General features: G+C 72.3%; 21 protein-coding genes. 7 read left to right on the top strand and 14 right to left on the bottom strand.

Features of this window, described 5'->3' with window-relative positions; translation table 11 throughout:
- The first annotated feature begins 1 nt into the window (after position 1).
- From DEJ28_RS00635 to DEJ28_RS00620, 4 genes are all read left to right on the top strand, one after another.
- Complete coding sequence (locus DEJ28_RS00635; protein WP_111116669.1) at positions 2-1,366, top strand: FCD domain-containing protein; 1,365 nt, start codon at positions 2-4, stop codon at positions 1,364-1,366.
- Positions 1,363-2,148, top strand: a complete 786-nt coding sequence (locus tag DEJ28_RS00630; protein WP_111116668.1) for an ABC transporter ATP-binding protein — start codon at positions 1,363-1,365, stop codon at positions 2,146-2,148. The genes DEJ28_RS00635 and DEJ28_RS00630 overlap by 4 nt, the downstream gene beginning before the upstream one ends.
- A 127-nt stretch (positions 2,149-2,275) precedes the next feature.
- Positions 2,276-3,673: an MFS transporter gene (locus tag DEJ28_RS00625; RefSeq protein ID WP_502866938.1), complete on the top strand. Its 1,398-nt coding sequence runs from the start codon at positions 2,276-2,278 to the stop codon at positions 3,671-3,673.
- A 148-nt stretch (positions 3,674-3,821) separates the two neighbouring features.
- Entirely contained in the window at positions 3,822-4,397 is a 576-nt protein-coding gene (locus tag DEJ28_RS00620; RefSeq protein ID WP_111116667.1) for a hypothetical protein, read from the top strand.
- Positions 4,398-4,499: 102 nt separating this feature from the next.
- On the opposite strand, the gene hemL is transcribed toward DEJ28_RS00620, so the two are convergent.
- From hemL to hemE, 11 genes are all read right to left on the bottom strand, one after another.
- The gene (gene hemL, locus DEJ28_RS00615) at positions 4,500-5,849 is read right to left on the bottom strand and encodes a glutamate-1-semialdehyde 2,1-aminomutase (RefSeq protein ID WP_111116666.1); all 1,350 of its coding nucleotides are present in this window, start codon (positions 5,847-5,849) and stop codon (positions 4,500-4,502) included.
- Positions 5,846-6,901, bottom strand: coding sequence for a porphobilinogen synthase (hemB, locus tag DEJ28_RS00610; RefSeq protein WP_502866937.1), 1,056 nt, complete (start codon positions 6,899-6,901; stop codon positions 5,846-5,848). Before hemB ends, hemL begins: the two co-directional genes overlap by 4 nt.
- The gene (locus tag DEJ28_RS00605) at positions 6,898-7,752 is read right to left on the bottom strand and encodes a uroporphyrinogen-III synthase (protein WP_111116665.1); all 855 of its coding nucleotides are present in this window, start codon (positions 7,750-7,752) and stop codon (positions 6,898-6,900) included. The genes hemB and DEJ28_RS00605 overlap by 4 nt, the downstream gene beginning before the upstream one ends.
- A 19-nt stretch (positions 7,753-7,771) precedes the next feature.
- Entirely contained in the window at positions 7,772-8,797 is a 1,026-nt protein-coding gene (hemC, locus tag DEJ28_RS00600; protein ID WP_111116664.1) for a hydroxymethylbilane synthase, read from the bottom strand.
- Positions 8,794-10,029, bottom strand: coding sequence for a ferrochelatase (locus tag DEJ28_RS00595; RefSeq protein ID WP_111116663.1), 1,236 nt, complete (start codon positions 10,027-10,029; stop codon positions 8,794-8,796). Before DEJ28_RS00595 ends, hemC begins: the two co-directional genes overlap by 4 nt.
- Positions 10,026-10,766, bottom strand: coding sequence for a hydrogen peroxide-dependent heme synthase (gene hemQ, locus DEJ28_RS00590; protein ID WP_258368172.1), 741 nt, complete (start codon positions 10,764-10,766; stop codon positions 10,026-10,028). Before hemQ ends, DEJ28_RS00595 begins: the two co-directional genes overlap by 4 nt.
- Before the next feature lie 95 nt (positions 10,767-10,861).
- On the bottom strand, positions 10,862-11,092 hold the full coding sequence (locus DEJ28_RS00585; protein WP_111116662.1) for a DUF3618 domain-containing protein: 231 nt from the start codon (positions 11,090-11,092) through the stop codon (positions 10,862-10,864).
- 54 nt (positions 11,093-11,146) lie between these two features.
- Complete coding sequence (locus DEJ28_RS00580) at positions 11,147-11,605, bottom strand: phage holin family protein (protein WP_111116661.1); 459 nt, start codon at positions 11,603-11,605, stop codon at positions 11,147-11,149.
- Positions 11,602-11,856 carry a hypothetical protein gene (locus DEJ28_RS00575; RefSeq protein WP_111116660.1) on the bottom strand — a complete coding sequence of 85 codons (255 nt, stop codon included), beginning with the start codon at positions 11,854-11,856 and terminating at the stop codon, positions 11,602-11,604. Before DEJ28_RS00575 ends, DEJ28_RS00580 begins: the two co-directional genes overlap by 4 nt.
- 99 nt (positions 11,857-11,955) lie before the next feature.
- A complete protein-coding gene (locus tag DEJ28_RS00570; protein WP_258368171.1) occupies positions 11,956-13,272 on the bottom strand; it encodes a protoporphyrinogen/coproporphyrinogen oxidase in 1,317 nt (438 codons plus the stop codon).
- Positions 13,269-14,420 (bottom strand): uroporphyrinogen decarboxylase, encoded by a 1,152-nt coding sequence (gene hemE / locus DEJ28_RS00565; RefSeq protein ID WP_111116659.1) that lies wholly within the window; start codon positions 14,418-14,420, stop codon positions 13,269-13,271. Before hemE ends, DEJ28_RS00570 begins: the two co-directional genes overlap by 4 nt.
- Positions 14,421-14,510: 90 nt before the next feature.
- On the opposite strand from hemE, the gene DEJ28_RS00560 reads away from it, so the two are divergent.
- Positions 14,511-15,833: a glutamyl-tRNA reductase gene (locus tag DEJ28_RS00560; protein WP_111116686.1), complete on the top strand. Its 1,323-nt coding sequence runs from the start codon at positions 14,511-14,513 to the stop codon at positions 15,831-15,833.
- Positions 15,830-16,261, top strand: a complete 432-nt coding sequence (locus tag DEJ28_RS00555; RefSeq protein WP_258368177.1) for an NUDIX hydrolase — start codon at positions 15,830-15,832, stop codon at positions 16,259-16,261. The genes DEJ28_RS00560 and DEJ28_RS00555 overlap by 4 nt, the downstream gene beginning before the upstream one ends.
- Positions 16,262-16,264: 3 nt before the next feature.
- On the opposite strand, the gene DEJ28_RS00550 is transcribed toward DEJ28_RS00555, so the two are convergent.
- The 3 genes from DEJ28_RS00550 to DEJ28_RS00540 form a co-directional block, all read right to left on the bottom strand.
- Complete coding sequence (locus DEJ28_RS00550) at positions 16,265-17,536, bottom strand: Fic family protein (RefSeq protein WP_220034649.1); 1,272 nt, start codon at positions 17,534-17,536, stop codon at positions 16,265-16,267.
- 59 nt (positions 17,537-17,595) lie between these two features.
- On the bottom strand, positions 17,596-17,874 hold the full coding sequence (locus tag DEJ28_RS00545; RefSeq protein ID WP_111116656.1) for a hypothetical protein: 279 nt from the start codon (positions 17,872-17,874) through the stop codon (positions 17,596-17,598).
- 105 nt (positions 17,875-17,979) lie between these two features.
- Positions 17,980-18,324 carry a YciI family protein gene (locus tag DEJ28_RS00540; RefSeq protein WP_111116655.1) on the bottom strand — a complete coding sequence of 115 codons (345 nt, stop codon included), beginning with the start codon at positions 18,322-18,324 and terminating at the stop codon, positions 17,980-17,982.
- 24 nt (positions 18,325-18,348) lie between these two features.
- Between DEJ28_RS00540 and DEJ28_RS00535 the strand changes: the two genes are divergently transcribed.
- Positions 18,349-19,191 (top strand): phosphotransferase family protein, encoded by an 843-nt coding sequence (locus DEJ28_RS00535; RefSeq protein ID WP_258368169.1) that lies wholly within the window; start codon positions 18,349-18,351, stop codon positions 19,189-19,191.

The following is a 19,191-nucleotide window of genomic DNA, read 5'->3' as shown; positions in this document are numbered from 1 at the left end:
CGTGGGTGACGCGAACTCGGGCGAGGGCCGGCGGCCCGTGTTCGACGACGCGTTCACGATCGTGCTCGCCGGGGTCCGGGACGGCACGCTCCGCGAGGACACCGCCTACGAGCTGCTCGAGCTCTGCGAGCGGTTCGGCCTGCACCCGCCCGTGCTCGAGGGCGCCCTCCAGCGTCTCGCCGACATCGGCCTCGCGCGGATCGACCCCGCCGACCTCGTGCGGTTCACCAAGCTCGACGCCGTCACCTGGGCCGAGGGCTCCTGGCTGCTCGTCGGCCTCGTCGAGGTGGCCATGCGCGCCCTCGCCCCCGTCGCGGACGACGCCGACGTCGCGCGCTACGAGGAACTCGTCACCGCGGCACGTCGCGCGGCCGCGGAGCGCGGCGACGAACTCGACCCGGCCGTCCTCGCCACCGTCGACTTCTGGGCCGAGCGCACGCCCGAGTCCTTCACCGGCCGGCTCCTCGTCCGGACGCTGCAGCAGATGCGGTACGGCCTGCCGGTCCGTCCGGTGTGGACCGTCACGGACGTCGAGTCGTGGCTGGCGTCGTCCCTGCAGTCACTCCGACTCCGGCAGACCAGCAGTGCGCAGCGCGCCGCACACGTATTCGGACGGCTCTGGCGCCGGTACCTCGAGGCGAGCGCGCCCGCGCTCGGGGTCGCTCCGGACGCGCTGCTGCACCCTGCCGGCGCCGCCTCCGGTGACCTGTACTGGGCCGACTGGCGGGCCGACGACGACTGGTTCGAGGTCCTCGGCTCCCTCCGGGACGGCACGCTCCGGCCGGGCCACGAGTACCCGCTGCGAGCGCTCACCGCGAGGTTCCGCGTCCCGCTCCGTCGCCTGCTGCCGATGATCCGGCGGCTCGAGGTGATGGGCCTCCTCGAGGCGGGGCCCGACCGCGACGGTAGCGTCCTCGTCACCGCCCCGACGGTCGACGAGTGGGCCGAGACCATCAGCCTCCTGCTCGGGCTGCAGGAGATGTGCGCCCGGTCGTGCATGCCCACGCTCACCGACGACGACGTCGAGGGACTCCGTTCACTCCTCCTACGAGCGCGGCGCGAGGGCCGTGTCCGGGACTACGCGTACACGAGCACTCTGCTCGAGATCACCCGGTTCCTGGCGGTGCGTACCCCGAACCGGGCGATGCGCCAGACGACCACCGTCGTGATCGCGCGGCTGGCGTACATCCTCCCCGAGCCGCCGACCGTCCGGCAATGGCAGGTCGAGGACTTCCTGCAGCTCATCGAGGAGGCCGCCGAGGCCCGCGACCCCGAGACCGCTTCGGAAGCGTGCCACGCGCTCGCCCTGCACTTCGACGCGCACGTCGTGGACGTGCACGCCCGGTACGGCACGATGGAGTCGTGAACGACGTCCTCATCAACGCGTCCGGCGTCCGGGTGACCCGGTCCGGCCGAGACCTCCTGCACGACATCGACCTGACCGTCCGGCGTGGTGAGCACTGGGCGCTCCTCGGGCCGAACGGCGCCGGCAAGTCGACCCTGCTCGCGGTCCTCGGCGCGACCGGACACCCGAGCGCAGGATCGGTCGAGGTCCTCGGCCGCCGCCTCGGACGCGTCGACGTCCGCGAGCTCCGGACGCACATCGGGCACGTCGACCCGCGCCACCGGATGCTCTCGCCGCTCACCGTGCTCGAGACCGTGCTGACCGGGCTCACCGGCACGACGGACCTCATGATGCGGTGGGAACCCACTGCCGACCAGATCGCCCTCGCCGAGCAGCACATCGCCGACGTCGGTCTGAGCGCCCGACGGGACGCCCGCTGGCCGGTCCTGTCGCAGGGCGAGCGGGGGCGCGCGCTCATCGCCCGCGCCCTCATGTCCGAGCCGCAGCTGCTCCTGCTCGACGAGCCGGCGACCGGGCTCGACGTCGCGGCCCGGGAACACCTGCTCGAGACCGTGGACGCGCTCCGGCACCGGCACCCGGAGCTCGGCAGCGTGATGGTCACGCACCACCTGGAGGACCTGCCCGCCTCGACCTCGCACGCCATGCTGCTCCGCGACGGTGTCGCCGTGGCGCAGGGCACCTCGGACCAGGTCATCACGTCGTCGGCGGTGTCGCACGCGTTCGACTTCCCGCTCGCGATCCTGCGGGCCGAGGGCCGCTGGGCCGCACGGCGCGCGTCGTAGCCGTCGTAGCCGTCGTAGCCGTCGTAGCCGTCGTAGCCGTCGTAGCCGTCGTAGCCGTCGTAGCCGTCGTCCCCAGGTTGCAGAAGGCGACTTCTGTACGGACCTTCAGGCGGGCTATCCTCGGCCCGTGACCGAAGCGGAGACGACCGAGACCGGCGCGGCGCCGGACGCCGATCGGCTGCGCGCCGATCGGGCGCGAGCCCACCAGCTGCGCGCCTTCCACCAGGTCCTCGTCAACACCGCCGTGGCGAACATCACGACCAGCTTCCTGTGGTTCGGGCTGACCTTCTGGGCGTACCTCGAGACCCGCTCCGTGCTGGCCACCGGCATCATCGGCGGCACGTACATGCTGTTCGTCGCCTTCTTCGGCATCCTGTTCGGCTCGATCGTCGACCGGCACCGCAAGCACCGCGCGATGGTGCTCTCCGGCGTGGTCACCCTCGTCGCGTTCACGATCGCCGGGGTCATCTACCTGTCCGCGGGACAGGACGAGATCGCCGACCTCGGACGCCCGTGGTTCTGGGTGTTCGCGGCGGTGATCCTCGCCGGGTCCGTGGTGGAGAACCTCCGCAACGTCGCGCTCTCGACCACCGTGACGCTCCTGGTCCCCGTGGAACGCCACGCCAATGCGAACGGCCTGGTCGGCACCGTGCAGGGCGTCGCGTTCATCGTGACGAGCGTGTTCTCGGGCCTGGCCATCGGACTGCTCGGCATGGGCGGCACCCTGCTCATCGCCCTCGCACTCACCGCCGTGGCCTTCGTGCACCTGCTGACGATCCGGATCCCCGAGTCGCAACCCGCGCGCGAACCCGGACGGGTGCGCGTGTTCGACCTCGCCGGCAGCCTCCGGACCGTCCGAGCCGTCCCTGCGCTGTTCGCGCTCATCGTCTTCTCGTCGTTCAACAACCTCATCGGCGGCGTCTACATGGCGCTCATGGACCCGTACGGCCTCACGCTGTTCTCGGTCGAGGTGTGGGGCATCGTCTTCGGGGTGGCCTCGACGGGGTTCATCGTCGGCGGGCTGCTCATCGCGAAGTTCGGGCTCGGCCGGAACCCGATCCGGACGATGCTGTTCCTCGTGATGGTGATGGGCGCGCTCGGCAGCCTCTTCACCATCCGCGAGTGGTGGTGGCTCTACGCCGTCGGCATCTTCCTGTACCTCGTGCTCATCCCGGCGGTCGAGGCGGCGGAACAGACCGTCATCCAGAAGGTCGTGCCGTTCGAGCGCCAGGGCCGGGCGTTCGGGTTCGCCCAGGCGTTCGAGTCGGCGGCGGCGCCGATCACCGCGTTCCTCATCGCCCCGCTCGCGGAGTTCTGGATCATCCCGACGCTGCGCTCCGACTCCGGAGCCGCCGCGTGGGAACCGCTCCTCGGCACGGGCGAGGCACGGGGCATCGCCGTCGTGTTCCTGTTCGCCGGCATCGTGATGATCATCGCGGCGGCGGTCGCCTTCGCCACCCGGTCGTACCGGACGCTGTCGCGCGAGTACGTGACATCCGTCCCGACCGAGCCCGAGCCCGCGTAGCCACGTCAGCGCGCGCCGCCGCGGGTGCCGCGGCGGGAGCGGGAACCTGGTTGAATGGCGCGCGCCAGGTGTCCGCGGCGCGTGTCGGGGGAGGGCTCCGGCACCGCACACCGGTGCCCGCCGCGGACCGCAACGAGGGGGAACCACCATGACCAACACGCCGCCGCCGTACCCGGGCTCCGGACCCGACCAGCAGCAGGGCAGGCAGCAGGGCGGGCAGCAGGGCGCTCAGCCGTTCGTGCAGCCCCAGCCCGACGGTCAGTTCGCGCCCGCCGGCATGCCGTACGCGCCGCCGCCGAAGCAGTCCCGCGTCAAGCGCGTGCTGATCAGCCTCGTCGGCATCGTCGTCGCCGTGGTCGTCGCGTTCCTGGTCCGCCAGGCGATCAGCGGGGTGTTCGGTGGCTCCACCGAGGACAAGGTGTCGAAGGCGGTCGAGCAGATCCGGGAGCAGAGCGACCTCCCGAAGCAGGTCGACTCCGTGACGACCTGGACCGGCATCGAGGCCGAGGGCTCCGCGATCCACTACGACTACACGGTCTCGGACTCCGTGGACCCGGCGTCGATCACCACCGCAGCGGTCCGCGACGCGGTCGGCCCGACGCTCTGCTCGACGAAGTCGACGAAGGACCTCCTCGACGACGACGTGGACATGCGGTACACCTACGCGTTCGACGGCTCCTCGAAGACGCTCGACGTGACGTTCACGAAGGCCGACTGCTCCTGACGTGATCGGAACCGGGAACGGAACCGGAGCCGGGAACGGAACCGGAACCGGGAACGGGAACGGAGCCGGGCGGGCGCACGGCCCAGCCCGGCTCCGCCGCGCTCACTCCGACGCCGCTGCCGCCGCCTTCGCCGCGGCCGGCAGCGCGTCGAGCACGCGTCCGACGGCACGGTCGTCGTGGGCGGCCGTGACGAACCACGCCTCGAACACGCTCGGCGGCAGGGTCACCCCGGCGTCGAGCATCGCGTGGAAGAACGGCGCGTAGCGGAAGGCCTCCTGCGCCCGGACGTCGTCGTAGTTCCGGGGGGCGGTCTCCGTGAACGCGAAGGAGAACAGGTTCCCGGCGTGCTGCACGGTGTGGGCGACGCCCTCGGCAGCGAGCGCCTCGCTGGTGGCGGTCGCGATCGTCGCCGCGGTGCGGTCGAGGTGCGCGTAGACGTCGGCGGTCGCGGCCCGGAGCGTCGCGATGCCCGCGGCGACCGCGAGCGGGTTCCCGGACAGCGTGCCGGCCTGGTAGACGGGGCCGAGCGGCGCGAGGAAGTCCATCACCTCGCGGCGACCGCCGAGCGCGGCGAGCGGCATGCCGCCGCCGATGACCTTGCCGAACGTGACGAGGTCGGGCTTCCAGCCGGCGCCGTCGGGGACGACCTTCGACGCCTCGAGTCCCCACCAGCCGGCGGAACCGACGCGGAACCCGGTGAGGACCTCGTCGACGATGAGCAGCGCACCGTGCGACTGGGTGATCTGCGCGAGGGTCCGGTTGAACCCGCGGTCCGGCGCGAGGACGCCCATGTTCGCGGCGGCGGCCTCGACGATCACGGCGGCGATGCGCTCGGAGTGCTCGTCGAACGCGCGACGGACGGCGTCGAGGTCGTTGTAGGGCAGCACCAGGGTCTGCGCGGCGGTCTCGGCCGTGATGCCCGCGCTGCCGGGGAGTGCCAGGGTGGCGACGCCCGATCCGGCCTCGGCGAGCAGGGAGTCGGAGTGACCGTGGTAGTGCCCGGCGAACTTCACGAGGAGGTCCCGGCCGGTGTAGCCGCGGGCGAGGCGGATCGCGGTCATCGTCGCCTCGGTGCCGGTGGAGACCATGCGGATCTTCTCGATCGGACCGTCGCCGTCCACCGACACCCGCTGCTTGACGAGTTCGGCGAGCTCGGTCTCACCTGGGGTGGACGCCCCGAACGACAGTCCGCGCGCGGCCGCCTGCTGCACGGCCTCGACCGTGCCGGGGTGTGCGTGCCCGAGGATCGCGGGACCCCAGGACGCGACGAGGTCGACGTACTCGCGGCCTTCGGCGTCGGTGACGTACGCACCCTTCGCCGACGTGAGGAACCGGGGCGTCCCGCCGACGGACCCGTAGGCGCGGACCGGCGAGTTCACCCCACCGGGGATGCTGTTCTTCGCCCGGCTGAAGAGCTGGCCGTTGGTGGAGGCTGCTGCCGTGGTGGTCATTCGGGGGCCTTCCCGGTCGAGGCGATGCCGGCGACGCCCGCCGTGCTGCCGGAGGTGCGGAGTCCCGCTTCGTCGTTGAGCTTCCGTGCGATGTCGACCGCGAAGTAGGTCAGGATCGCGTCGGCGCCGGCACGCTTGATGCCGACGAGCGACTCCATCGCCGCGGCGTCACGGTCGATCCACCCGTTCTGCGCGGCTGCCGTGATCATCGCGTACTCCCCCGAGATCTGGTAGGCCCACACCGGCACCGGCGAGGTCGCCGCGGTCTCGGCGAGGACGTCGAGGTAGCTCATCGCCGGCTTCACCATGACGACGTCGGCGCCCTCCTCGATGTCGAGCGCGACCTCGCGGAGCCCCTGACGACCGTTCGCCGCATCGATCTGGTACGTGCGGCGGTCACCGACGAGCGAGGACGACACCGCTTCGCGGAAGGGGCCGTAGAACGCGGAGGCGTACTTCGCGGCGTACGCGAGCAGCGCGGTGCCGGTGTGCCCGGCGCCGTCGAGCGCGTCGCGGGCGGCGGCGATCTGGCCGTCCATCATCCCGCTCATGCAGACGAGTTCGGCCCCCGCCTCGGCCTGCACGACGGCCATGTCCCGGTACCGCAGCAGGGTCGCGTCGTTGTCGACCGAGCCGTCGGCTGCGAGGACGCCGCAGTGGCCGTGGTCGGTGAACTCGTCGAGACAGAGGTCCGCCTGCACGACGAGTGCGTCGCCGACCTCTTCCTTCGCGATCCGGATGGCGACGTTGAGGATGCCGTCCGGGTCGGTCGCACCGGACCCCTCGGCGTCCTTCGACGTCGGGACACCGAACAGGTTCACGCCCCCGATGCCCTGGGCCGCGGCGTCGCCGAGCGCCCGACGGAACGAGTCGAGCGAGTGCTGCTGGACGCCCGGCATGCTCGAGATGTCGACGGCGTCGGTCGCCCCTTCGCGGATGAACATCGGCAGCACGAGCTCGGCGGGGTGCAGCCGGGTCTCGGCGACGAGGCGTCGCATCGCGGGGGTGGCGCGGAGTCGACGGGGGCGGACCTGGGGGAAGCGGCCGGTCACGGTTGGCCTTCCTGTTCGGGGACGGATGGGTCGAGGGACTCGACGACGGCGTCGAGCAGGGCTGCAGCGGATCGGGAGCGTGCGACCACGTGCACGGGCAGTCCGGCGGCGCGGGCCTCGGCCGCGGTTCCGGGGCCGATGCACGCCACCGCGGTGCGGGGGTCGAGCGGGGCCATCCGGCGCACCACCTGACGGGCGACGCTGCCGCTCGTCACGAGCACGGCGTCGGGCGGGGGATCGAGGGTGATCGGCTCGTCGCCGGTCCCCACGGTACGGTACGCGACGACGTCGTCGACGTCGATGCCGCGTGCGCGCAACGCGCCGACGAGGGTCGGGGCGGCGAGGTCGGAGCGGGGGAACAGGACGGTGCCGTCGGTGTCCGGCAGGGCGGCTGCCAGCGCCGCCGCCGATGCGTCGGCGGGGACGAGGTCGACGACCCAGCCCGCCTCGTGCGCGGCCAGGGCGGTCGGCTCGCCGACCGCTGCCACGCGCAGGTCGGACGGGAGGCGCGTCACCCGTTCCGTGATCACGCGCACCGCCGTCGCACTGGTCACCACCAACCACGCATAACCGGCCATGGGGGTTCCGTCACCGACGGCGGGTGGCGAGTCGCGCCTCCCGGCCGGTGCGGAGGCGACCAGACGACGGACCGCGGCGTCGAGTGCCGAGGGGTCCGCGGGCGGAGCGTCCGCGATGAGCGGGACGACCACCGGGTCGAGGCCGCGCTCCCGCGCGGCCGCCGCGACCCGGTCACCCCACGCGCCGCCCCGCGGAACGAGGACGACCGCGGGTCGGGCCCCGGCGGCTCGCGCCCCGGCAGCCCGTGCCGTTTTTTCCGCGCGGTCGGTGATCGGGTCCGTGGTGACCGTCCTACTCCGCCGGGGTGGCCAGACCGGGGCCGGCCGTGTGCGGGCCGTCCGTCGTGTCCTCGGCGACCGAGGTGGCCAGGTCGGCGAGGTCCGCTGCGCCGTTCTCGAGGAGTTCCTCGGCCACGCGGCCGCCGACCTCGAGCGCCTCGTCGAGGCGGTCCTGCGCGGAACCGTCGAGCACGGCCGCGTGGGAGGCGGTGCGGTACTCGGAGCCGTCGGGCCGGTAGACCGTGGCGGAGACGAGCAGCATCTCCGCGTCGACGATGGCCGTGGCGCCGATCGGGGCGGAGCAGCCGGCCTCGAGCTTCGCGAGCACCTCGCGCTCGGCTGACACCGTGAGCCGGGTGGGCGCGTGCTCGATCTTCTTCAGTGCCGCGAGCAGGTTCCGGTCCGTCTCGTCCGCACGGGTCTCGATCGCGAGCGCCCCCTGACCCGGCGCACTCGGCCAGAAGCCGAGGTCCAGCATCTCGGTGGCCGCGCCCAGCCGGTCGATCCTGCCGAGGCCGGCGGCGGCGAGGACGACCGCGTCGAGGTCGTCGTCCACCCGTCCGAGGCGCGTGTCGATGTTCCCGCGGATGTCGACCACGTCGAGGTCGGGGCGCTTCGCCTTGAGCTGCGCGACGCGACGGGGCGACCCCGTGCCGACCTTGGCGCCCTCGGGGAGGGTGTCGATGGTCGCGGCGTTCCGGGCGACCAGGACGTCACGGGCGTCGGCGCGCTTCGGCACCGCGGAGATCGTGAGCCCCGGGTACGGCGCGGTCGGCAGGTCCTTGAGGGAGTGCACGAGGACGTCGACCTCGCCCGCGACGAGGGCTTCGCGCAGCGCGCTGGCGAACACGCCCGTCCCGCCGAGGCTCGCGAGCGATGCACGGTTCGTGTCGCCCTCGCTGGTCACCGTGACGAGCTCGACCGTGCGTCCCGAGGCCTTCGCGAGGCGGTCGGCGACGTCCTGCGACTGCGCCACGGCGAGCCGGCTGGCACGGGTGCCGAGCCGGATCGGTGCGGGCGTGCTCGACGCGTCGGTCACGGTGCCAGTCCGGCCGCGGCGGGCTTGAACCCGGCACGCACGTTCTCGCAGCAACCCGGGCGGCACACGTCGTACCAGGGGCCGATGTCGGTCATGTGCGGACGCTCGGCCGTCGGGGTGCCGTTGACCCGCTCGAGCACGAGGTCCACCAGGCCGGCGACGTACGCCGGGTCGACGCCCGGCGTCTGCGTGCGGAGGGACCAGAAGCCGAGCTCACCGGCGGTCTCGGTGGCCTCTTCGTCGAGGTCCCACATGACCTCCATGTGGTCGCTGACGAAGCCGAGCGGGACGATGAGCACCGCGCGGGTCGGGCCGCCCTTGAGGTCCTCGTTCATGTAGTCGTTGATGTCGGGCTCGAGCCACGGCTGCGACGGGGGGCCGGAGCGCGACTGGTAGACGAGCTTCCACGCCGGCTTCGACGTGCCCTGCAGTGCCGCGTGCTCCGGCTGTTCGAGGAGCTCGGCCCACGCCTGGTCGAGGACGACCTGGGCGACGGCCTCGTGCTGGGCCTCGTACGCGCCGTGCTCGTCGAAGCCGCGGTAGTCCGGACCGGACTTGGCAGCGTCCGTCGAGGGGATCGAGTGCGTCGAGAAGAGGACCTGCAGCTCGGTCGCCACGTCGAGACCGTCGTTCTCGGCGATGGCCGTCGCCAGGCCGTCACGGACGCCGTCGATGAACGGACGGACGAACCCCGGGTGGTCGAAGAACTGGCGCACCTTGTCGATCTGGATGGTGTCGATCAGGCCCGTCTCGTCGAGGACACGGGCGTAGTCCTCGCGGTACTGCCGGCAGCTCGAGAACGACGAGTACGCGCTCGTGGCGATCGCGATGAGCTTGTTGTAGCCCTTGTCGGCGGCCTCGGTGAAGGCCGTCTCGAGGTAGGGCTCCCAGTTGCGGTTGCCCCACAGCACGGGCATGTCGATGCCGCGCGAGGCCAGCTCGGTCTGGAGCGCGGCCTTCAGCGCGCGGTTCTGCGCGTTGATCGGGCTCACGCCGCCGAAGTGGCGGTAGTGGTGGGCGACCTCTTCAAGCCGCTCGTCCGGGATGCCGCGGCCCCGCGTGACGTTGCGGAGGAACGGGATGACGTCGTCCTGGCCCTCGGGGCCGCCGAAACCGGCGAGCAGGATCGCGTCGTACGCGGTCGGGACCTCGACGTGCTCCGGCCCCGACGCGGCGGCGGCCGTGGCGGCGAGGACGAGCTGGCCGTTCGTGATCTGGCTGGTGTCGGTCACGACAGCACCTCCGGCAGTTCGGCGGTCGTCACCCGACGACCGGTGAAGAAGGGGACCTCTTCGCGCACGTGCATGCGCGCCTCGGTGTAGCGCAGGTCGCGCATCAGGTCGACGAGGTCCACCAGGTCCGGGCTCTCGAGCGGCAGGATCCACTCGTAGTCGCTCAGCGCGAAGGTGGCGATCGTGTTCGTCAGGACGCGGCGGTACTTCGCGCCGGCGACACCGTGGTCGCGGAGCATCGTCGAGCGCTCTTCCTCGGGCAGCAGGTACCACTCGTAGGAGCGGACGAACGGGTAGACCGTGATCCACGCCTCGGGGTCCTTGCCGCGCAGGAAGGCGGGGGTGTGCCGCTTGTTGAACTCGGCTTCGCGGTGCATCGCCATCGCGTGCCACACCGGTTCGGCGTCCTGGAAGAGGCCCGTACGACGCACCTCGCGCAGCACGGCCTGGATGGCCTGCGCGTCGTCGCCGTGCAGCCAGATCATGACGTCGGCGTCGGCGCGGAAGCCGGAGACGTCGTAGAACCCGCGGATGGTCACGCCGCGCTCGGCAGCGGCGGCGACCACTGCGTCGAGCTCGGCCACGGCGTCGTCGCCGACGCGGTGGATCGGACCGAGCGGCCGGCGGAACACCGCCCAGAGCGCGTACGCGGTCAGCAGGTTCGGGTCGATGCCGGAGGACGGGTCCGTCTCGTGGACGGGTGCCGGCGCGGGTGTGGACGGCGCGGTGGAGCTCATGGAATCCATTGTCCTATCGGTTGCCAGGGGAAAGACTTCGACCCCCTCTGCCGAGGGAGTTCGCACTCCTCACCGGCGACCACCGATCGGGCGGTCTACCGCCGTCGGAGCACCGTCACGACGATACCCCCGACCACCGCCACGCCCGCTGCGAGCCCGGCCAGGTACGGCACCGGCTTCTGGTCGATCCCACGCTTGACCTTCGCCGCCGCGATGCCGATCTGCTTCGGCACGTTGAGCTTGTCCTCGATCGCGTCGAGGGTGTCGAACAGCTGGGCTCGGGTCGCCGCGACGCGGTCGGCCAGGTCGTCGTGCTGATCGGTCACGTGGTTCCTCCGGAGGTGATGGGTTCGCCGGTCGCACGGAGCGACCGCCGGCGTCTAGAAACGGCCGCCGACGTCCGGCTTGCGGGAGCCGTACTGGGTCGGCGGGGTCGGCTTCTTGCCGAGGCCCTTCACCGCGTTGACGTCGTTCTTGACGCTGTCGATCGTGCGCTTCGGCGTGAGCGGGAGGCCCTTCTTGAAGCGCTTCCAACCGACGAGCCCGAGGATGCCGGCGATGATGAGCATCACCACGGCGATGACGAGCGCGGCGAGCCACGCGGGCATCACCGTCGCCAGACCCATCACGGCCGCGGTCAGCAGCACGCCGATCGCGTACAGGACGATGACGAGCGCGCCCACGAGCAGCCCTGCGGCGAGACCGAAGATCTTCGCCTTCGTCAGCATCTCGGCCTTGAGCAGGTTCAGTTCACCGGTCACCAGCTCCTTGACGAGCTTGGGGACGTCACCGACCAGGCCGAACAGCGAACGCGGCTTGCGGTCGCGGGTGTCCGTCATGAGGTCTCGCTGTCCTTCTTCTGCCCGACCTTGCGGACGACCTTCTTCGTCTGCTCACCGACGAACTCGGCGACGTCCGGGGTCTTGTCGGCGATGAAGTCCTCGGCGACGTGGACGCCCTTCTGGACGCCGTTGCTGTTCCAGATCTTGCCGCTGACGGTCTTGATCTGCTCGTACCGCGCCCGTCCGGCTCGCGATCCCAGGACGTACCCGAGTGCGGCGCCGGCGACGAACAGGAGCTTGCCTCGCATGTGCGATTCCTCCGTTGGGTCAGTGTGCGGTGGTCATGCGCCGAACGGAATACGTCCGGCGTTCCTGCAACAGTAGCCCTCCGCCCCGGTGCGGTCCGCTCAGGAATCCAGGATGCGTCCAGCAGCAGCGCGTGACGCCGACACGATCCCGGCCAGACCCCGACCCGATGACGCCTCGCCGATCCCGACGACCCCCTCGGCCAGACCGGCCGCGGTCGCGTCCGGGCCGTTCCAGCGGACCCGGGCAGCACCGACGACGTCGCCCGGGGTGATCGGGACGCCCAGCAGGGCGGACGCATCGCGGGTGGCGCGGGTCCCGGTGGCATCCGCGGGGTCGACCGGGAGGCTGGTGGCGGTGTCCGCCCCGTCGCTCGCGTCCGCCCGGTAGCTGAGTCGCAGGACGTGTCGGCCGGCGGCCGCCTCGGCGAGCCACGGCCACTTCACGGTGGCGTGCGTGATCGCCTTCGCCGCGACGCTGCTGGCATCGGGGTGCACGAGCATCCCCGTCCCGCGCGGAGCGGCGTCGAGCCCGGGCTGGTCGACCACGAGCGTCACGAGCTCGATGCCCGTCCGCGACGCCGGGGTGGTGCGGGTCGGGTCCGGCGTCGACGCGAGGACGTGCTCGGCGGGGAGCCGTTCGGTCTCGCCGTCCGCGGTGACGACCTCGACCGCGTGCTGCTCGATCGCCGTCGCCCGCGTGTGCAGCCGGACGTCGACCCGGTACGTGTCCAGGTCGGCGACGAGTTCGTCCACGAGCCGGACGATCCCGCCGCGGATTCCCTGCACGGCCGAGCCGGCGGTGGCCCGGGCACGGAGCGCGAGGACCGCCCGCGCGAGGGAGCCGTCGCGGAGGAGCGCCGCCCGCAGCCCGGGTGCGACGCGGTCTGGGTCGAGGTGATCGGGGTGCGTCGAGTGCACGCCGGCGACGATCGGCACGACCAGGTCGTCGAGGACCCGCTCCCCCATCCGCTTCCGGACGAGCTCGCCGAGCGAGGTGGCCTTCGCGCCGACGACGGAGGGCAGGAGGGAGTCCATCTGCGCGCGGAACGCCGCCTTCTGCCCGACGACGGCCAGCACGTCCGCCGCCATCGGGGAGCCGGGGATGCCGAGCAGGCCGGTCTGCGGGATCGGGTGGACACCGCCGTCGCGGGTCATCAGCCAGGCGCCCCGCGGGTCCGGCGTCGTGATGTCGTTGCCGAGACCGAGCTCGATCGCCAGCCGACCCACGGCGTCGTTCCGCGTGGCGAACGAGTCCGCCGCCATGTCCAGGTCGAGACCGGCGACGGTGTGCCGGCGGACCATCCCACCGAGCACGCCGGAGCCCTCGACGAGCACCACGTGCGCGCCGCCCTTCGCCAGGTCCCTGGCGGCGACGAGGCCGGCGACCCCGCCGCCGACCACGACCACGTCGGTCACGCGGCGGCTCCGGGGAGCCCGTCCGCGCCGTGCGAGGCGTCCGCGGCGCCGGTGCCGTCACCGAGTCCGTGGACCAGCTCCACGATCCGGGTGAGCACCGTCGGGTCGGTCTCCGGCGGCACCCCGTGCCCGAGGTTCACGACGTGCGCGCGTGCCTCCCCACCACGGCGGACCACGTCGCGCACGTGCGCCTCGAGGACCGGCCACGGCGCCGACAGCATCGCCGGGTCGATGTTGCCCTGCAGGGTGACACCCGTGCCGACGCGGCGGACGGCCTCGTCGAGCGGCAGTCGCCAGTCGACCCCCACCGCGTCGACGCCGACGGTGTCGGTGCCGAACGTCGTCATGTCGTGCAGGACCTCACCGCTGCCGACGCCGAAGTGGATGCGCGGCACGTCGAGGTCGGCGACGTGGGCGAGCGCCGCCGCCGAGTGCGGGGCGACGGACTGCACGTAGTCGGCGCGGGAGAGCGACCCCACCCACGAGTCGAAGAGCTGCACGGCGGAGGCCCCGGCGAGCACCTGGGCGCGGAGGAACGCCCCCGACACCTCGGCCGCCCAGCCGAGCAGCCGCGACCAGGTCTCCGGCTCGGCGTGCATGAGCGTGCGGGCGCGGATGTGGTCCTTCGACGGGCCGCCCTCGACGAGGTACGCGGCGAGGGTGAACGGTGCCCCGGCGAACCCGATCAGCGGGGTGTCCCCGAGCTGTTCGACCGTCCGTGCGACGGCGGCGCTGATCGGGGCGAGCGCCGCCGGGTCGAGCGCTTCGAGCGCCTCGACGTCCGCCGCCGAGCGGATCGGGGAGCCGAGCACCGGACCGCGACCGGGGACGATCTCGACGTCGACGCCCGCGAGCTTGATCGGCACGACGATGTCGCTGAAGAAGATGCCCGCGTCGACCCCGTGCCGGCGCACCGGCTGCAGCGTGATCTCGGACGCCATCGCGGGGTCGAGGCAGGCGTCGAGCATGGCCGTGCCGACGCGGAGCTCTCGGTACTCGGGCAGGGACCGCCCCGCCTGGCGCATGAACCAGACCGGCAGCGTCTCCGGCCGGTCGCCGCGCAGTGCCCGGACGAGCGGCGAACCCGCCGTGCGCCCCGAGACGAGCGGGTGCGAAGCGGGCAGGGAGGTGGTCGGTGCGTCGGTCACCGGACGATTCTCCCATCGGCGAACAGGGCGTATCCCGAGCACGCACGATGCGAACAGGAGTCGGAGCCGATGCGAGTTACCATGGAAGACGTGCTCATCTGTCTCACGGCGTCGCACCGCAACGCCAGCTTCGACCTCCTGGAGCGACTGAGCATCGGCGCACCGACCGCCGCGAGCCGTCTCGTGACGGACTCCGACGTGCTGGACGGGGCCGTCGTCCTCGCCACGTGCAACCGCTTCGAGGCCTACCTCGACATCGCGGGCGACGACCGCGACTCCGCCGTCTCGGCCACCGTCGATGCCGTCGCGACCGCCAGCGACCTCGACCCGACCGAGGTCCTCGACTCCGTGCAGGTGCTCGGCGGCAAGGACCTCGTGCAGCACCTCTTCGCCGTGTCGAGCGGCCTCGAGTCCGTCGTCGTCGGCGAGACCGAGATCTCCGGGCAGGTCCGTCGCTCGCTCGAGGACGCCCGCACGAACGGCACCACCACCTCCGAGCTCGAGCGCCTCTTCCAAGAAGCCGCGCACACCTCGCGCGGCGTGAAGACGCGCACCCGCATCGGTGCCGCCGGCCGCTCGCTCGTGCGCCTCGGCCTCGAGCTCGCCTCGTCGCGCATCACCGACTGGGGGCACACCCGCGTGCTCCTCGTCGGCACCGGCAGCTACGCCGCCACCACGATCGCCGCCCTCCGCGACCGTGGCGCCACGAACATCCAGGTCTTCTCCCCCTCCGGCCGGGCCCAGTGGTTCGCCGCGAAGCACGACCTCGTCGCCGCCCGGGACCTGCGCCAGGCCATCGGCATGAGCGACGTCCTCATCACCTGCACCTCGAGCGAGGTCCCGGTCGTCGGAGCGGCCGACCTCGACGACGGCGTCCGACGCATCGTCATCGACCTCGGACTCCCCCGCAACGTCGCCCCGGAGGCGGCGGACGTCGACGGCGTCGAGCTCCTCGACCTCGAGACGATCAGCATCCACGCGCCGGTCGCCGAGCTGAACGCCGAGTCCGAGGCACGCGCGATGGTCGACGACGCGGTCTCCCGCTTCCGCGCCCAGGCCCTCGAACAGTCCACCACCCCGGCGCTGGTGGCCTTCCGGAAGCACGTGTTCGACATCCTCGACGACGAGATCGACCGCGCGAAGCGCCGCGGTGATGCCGACGGCGAGTCCGTCGAGCAGACCGAACGCGCGCTCCGGCACCTCGTCGGCGTCCTGCTGCACCGTCCGTCGGTCCGCGCTCGTGAACTCGGCCGTGCCGGTCGCGGCGAGGAGTTCGTCGGAGCGCTCGATGCGGTCTTCGGTGTCCGTCCCGAGCCGGAGGCGGAGCTGCCCGCGCCCGTCGTGCCGCTCGCGGAGCGCACCGCGCCCGACCGGGCCGTCCCGGAACGTGACGACGAGGCGGACGCGAGCTGAGCCTCCCGGCCGTCCCGCCCACCCTGCGCGTCAGTGCACTGCTGCTGGTGCGTGACCGACGGGTCCTGATGGTGCGCGCGCGTGCGCGCGACGTCCTCTACCTGCCCGGCGGCAAGGCCGAGCCGCACGAGACCGACGTCGAGGCGGCGATCCGCGAGGCCTTCGAGGAAACCGGCCTGCGACTCAGCGCCGACGACGTCGACGCGTTCGGCACCGTCACCGAGCCCGCCCACGGGCAGGCGCCCGGCACGATGGTCGCGATGGCGCTGTTCCTGGTCCGGCCTGGAGGCGCGCTCGACTCCGCCACGCCCGTTGCCTCGGCCGAGGTGGACGAGGTCGAGTGGATCACCTCGCGAGACGCGGACCGGTGCCCGCCCGCGGGTGTCGAGACGCTCCGCCGCCTGGTGGCGGCGGAGCTCATCGACTAGGCCTCAGCCGAGCGAGGGCGGCAGTGCGGGGACGCGACGCGTCGGCGGCACCAGCGCCGTGTCACCGACCGGCGACGCCAGCCGACGCTCCAGCAGTGTCAGTGCCCCGATGACGGCATCTGCCTCGAAGACCCGGTTGCGCCGCCCGATCGAGCGCTGCACGAGGATCCCCCGCTCGACGAGCACGCGCAACGCGGTGTTCGCAGCTTGCTCGCTCTTACCCGTCGCGGCGGCGAACGTGTGCATCGTCATCACCGGCATCCGGGGCGCGACGTCGAGCACGGACCAAGCCGCCGAGTCGGATCGCACGCCGACGAGTGCTTCCCGCCACCCGCTCCGGATCGTCGTGAGTTCGGTCTCGAACCGGTCCATGCGATCGACGACCTCGGCCATGGCCTCGGCGAACAGCCGCACGAACTGGCCTGCCGCCGCCCGCCCTGTCTCGGATCCTGGTTCTTCGGTGGTCCGGTAGCGCTGCAGGGCGCCTTCGTACTCGCCGGCACGCGTCGCGAGGACGAGCGACACCGGTGGTGCCGACTGCGCGGTCAAGCCCCTGGAGCGGAGCACCGCGTGGATGAGAGCCCGCCCGATGCGCCCGTTCCCGTCCGCGAACGGGTGGATGGTCTCGAACTGCGCGTGCGCGATCGCGGCGATCGCGATGGCCGGGAGCGTGCTCGTGTTGACGAACTCCACGAGGTCGTCCAACAGTTCCGGAACCCGCTCGGGCACCGGGGGCACGAACGCGGCGCTCGTCGGCGTCGGTCCGCCGATCCAGTTCTGCGCCCTCCGGACCTCGCCTCCGTACTCCGGCGTCGTGCTCGCCGCCATGAGTCGGCGATGCGCTTCGAGGAGCACCTCCAGCGTGACCTCGTCCCCCGGGTCGACAGAGTCCGAGAGGAAGGTCATCGCATGGATGTTGCCCAGCACCTCTCGTGCGGTACTCCACTGCGCGGCACCCTCGGGAGCCCTCGCCTCTTCCTCGAGGAGCCTGCGCGGGGACACTTCGAGTCCCTCGATCATCGAGGACCCCACTGCTTCGGCGCGGAGCAGCATCCGTCCGAGGGCGTCGCCGCTGCCCAGGACCGTGGAGCGCGCCTCGATGGCGGCCACCGCCGTCGTCGCGTCGAGGATCGCCGCGCCGTCGATCCCGTCGAGGGCGAAGGTGCGCCCCATCAGCACATCCGGGACGTAGGCGTTGAAGACCATCGGCGACCGGAACGGTCGCGATGACGCCCCGGGATCGCCGGGGCGACGTACCGTCTCGTACGATCCCATGCGGCGATCATCCCATGATCAAGCTTGTGCACACAAGCTTGATCATGGGATGCACGTGATCAGGCCTGGTCGCGGTCCGTGTAGTGCCCGACCTCGCCGTCAGGGGTCGGCTCGGCCTCGCCCGGGATGTCCGACTCGACGTACTCGCCCTCGGCAGCAGCGCCACCCTCGGGACGGGTCTCGCCGGGGATGTCGCTCGACACGAACTCGCCCGCGGGCTCGTTCGTCCCGACGGGCGTCTCGCCCGGGATCTCGCTGTCCGTGAAGGCTCCGGCGCGGGGTTCGACGCCGTCCGCGCGACCGTCGTCGCCGCGTGCCTGTTCGTGCTTGCCTGCCATGTCGACCTCCGTTGCTCGAGCGCTCGCGCGCGTGCTCCGGAGTGTGCTCGTGGCGGCTGAGCGCCACCCGAATCGTGTACCCCGGGGCAGGCCGGCGCGCACTGGTCAGGACTCGGGGTCGTCCATGAACTCGCGGACCTCCTGGGCACAGCGGCAGGCCTCCGCGAACCTCGCCGCCCACCGCAGCGCCTCGGCGCGGGTCGGCAGGTCGAGGATGCAGAACCCGCCGATGAAGGTGTCCTTGCCCGGACGGGTGGCCGGATCGTGGACGGTGCCGTCGGTGTCGACCAGGGCACCGAGCGACGCCTCGGGCAGTCCGCCGCCGAACACCCAGACACCGGCGTCCTTCGCGTCGCGGACGACCGCGTGGGTGGCCTCGGACACGGCCGGCAGCTCGGCCACCGGGAACACCATCGTCCCCTCGTCGAAGGAGATCAGGTAGTTGCTCACGGGCGTGACAGTACGCTCGTCGCCGTGCTCCAGCCCACCACCACCGCCCTCGTCGACGCCGCTGCCGGGTTGCTCGGTCGGCCGCTGACCCTGGCACGCGAACTCACCGGCGGGCAGCACGCCCGCACCCTGTTGGTGGACGACGGCGACGCCCACGTGGTGGTCCGGATGTTCCCGCGCGCGGACGACTCGGTCGCGCGCGAACTCGAGGTGCTCCGCCGGCTCGGACCGCTCGGCCGACTGGCCCCGCGCGCGCTCGCCCACGGGGAGCTCGAGGGGCACGGTGTCATCGTGACCGAGGCGGTCCCCGGCGGACCGCCGTCACCGACGCTCGACCCGGTCGTCATCGGCGAGCAGCTCGGTGTCGCCCTCGCGGCAGTCCACCGGCTGGACCCGACCGGGCTGCCCGACGACGCCCGGGAACCGACGACGCGGGCCGGGCGCCTCGCCGCCAGCGCGCAGGAAGCGTGGCGCGAGGCCGACCTCGACCGGGTGCTCACCCACGGCGACTTCTGGAGCGGGAACACCGTGTGGGACGGCGATCGGCTCACCGGCGTCGTGGACTGGTCCGGCGCGCGGTCCGCCCCGCGCGGCGTCGACCTCGCGTGGTGCCGGCAGGACCTCGTGCTGCTCGGCTCCCCCGTGGCGGCGGAACGGTTCCTGGCGGCGTACGAAGCGGCGTCCGGTCGTCGGGTCCTCGACGTGCACGCCTGGGACGTCGTCGCCGCGGCCCGAGCCGACACGTACGTCGAGACGTGGGCGCCGAACTACGCCGGCATCGGTCGGCCGGAGGTCGACGCGCGGGTGCTCCGCGAGCGCTTCGACGCCTGGGTCGGCGCGCTGATCGGGAGCCGCACCGCCCGCTGA

Origin of the sequence: Curtobacterium sp. MCPF17_002 (genome assembly GCF_003234115.2) — a bacterium.
GTDB lineage: Bacteria > Actinomycetota > Actinomycetes > Actinomycetales > Microbacteriaceae > Curtobacterium.
This window is presented reverse-complemented; position numbering and strand designations above follow the sequence as displayed.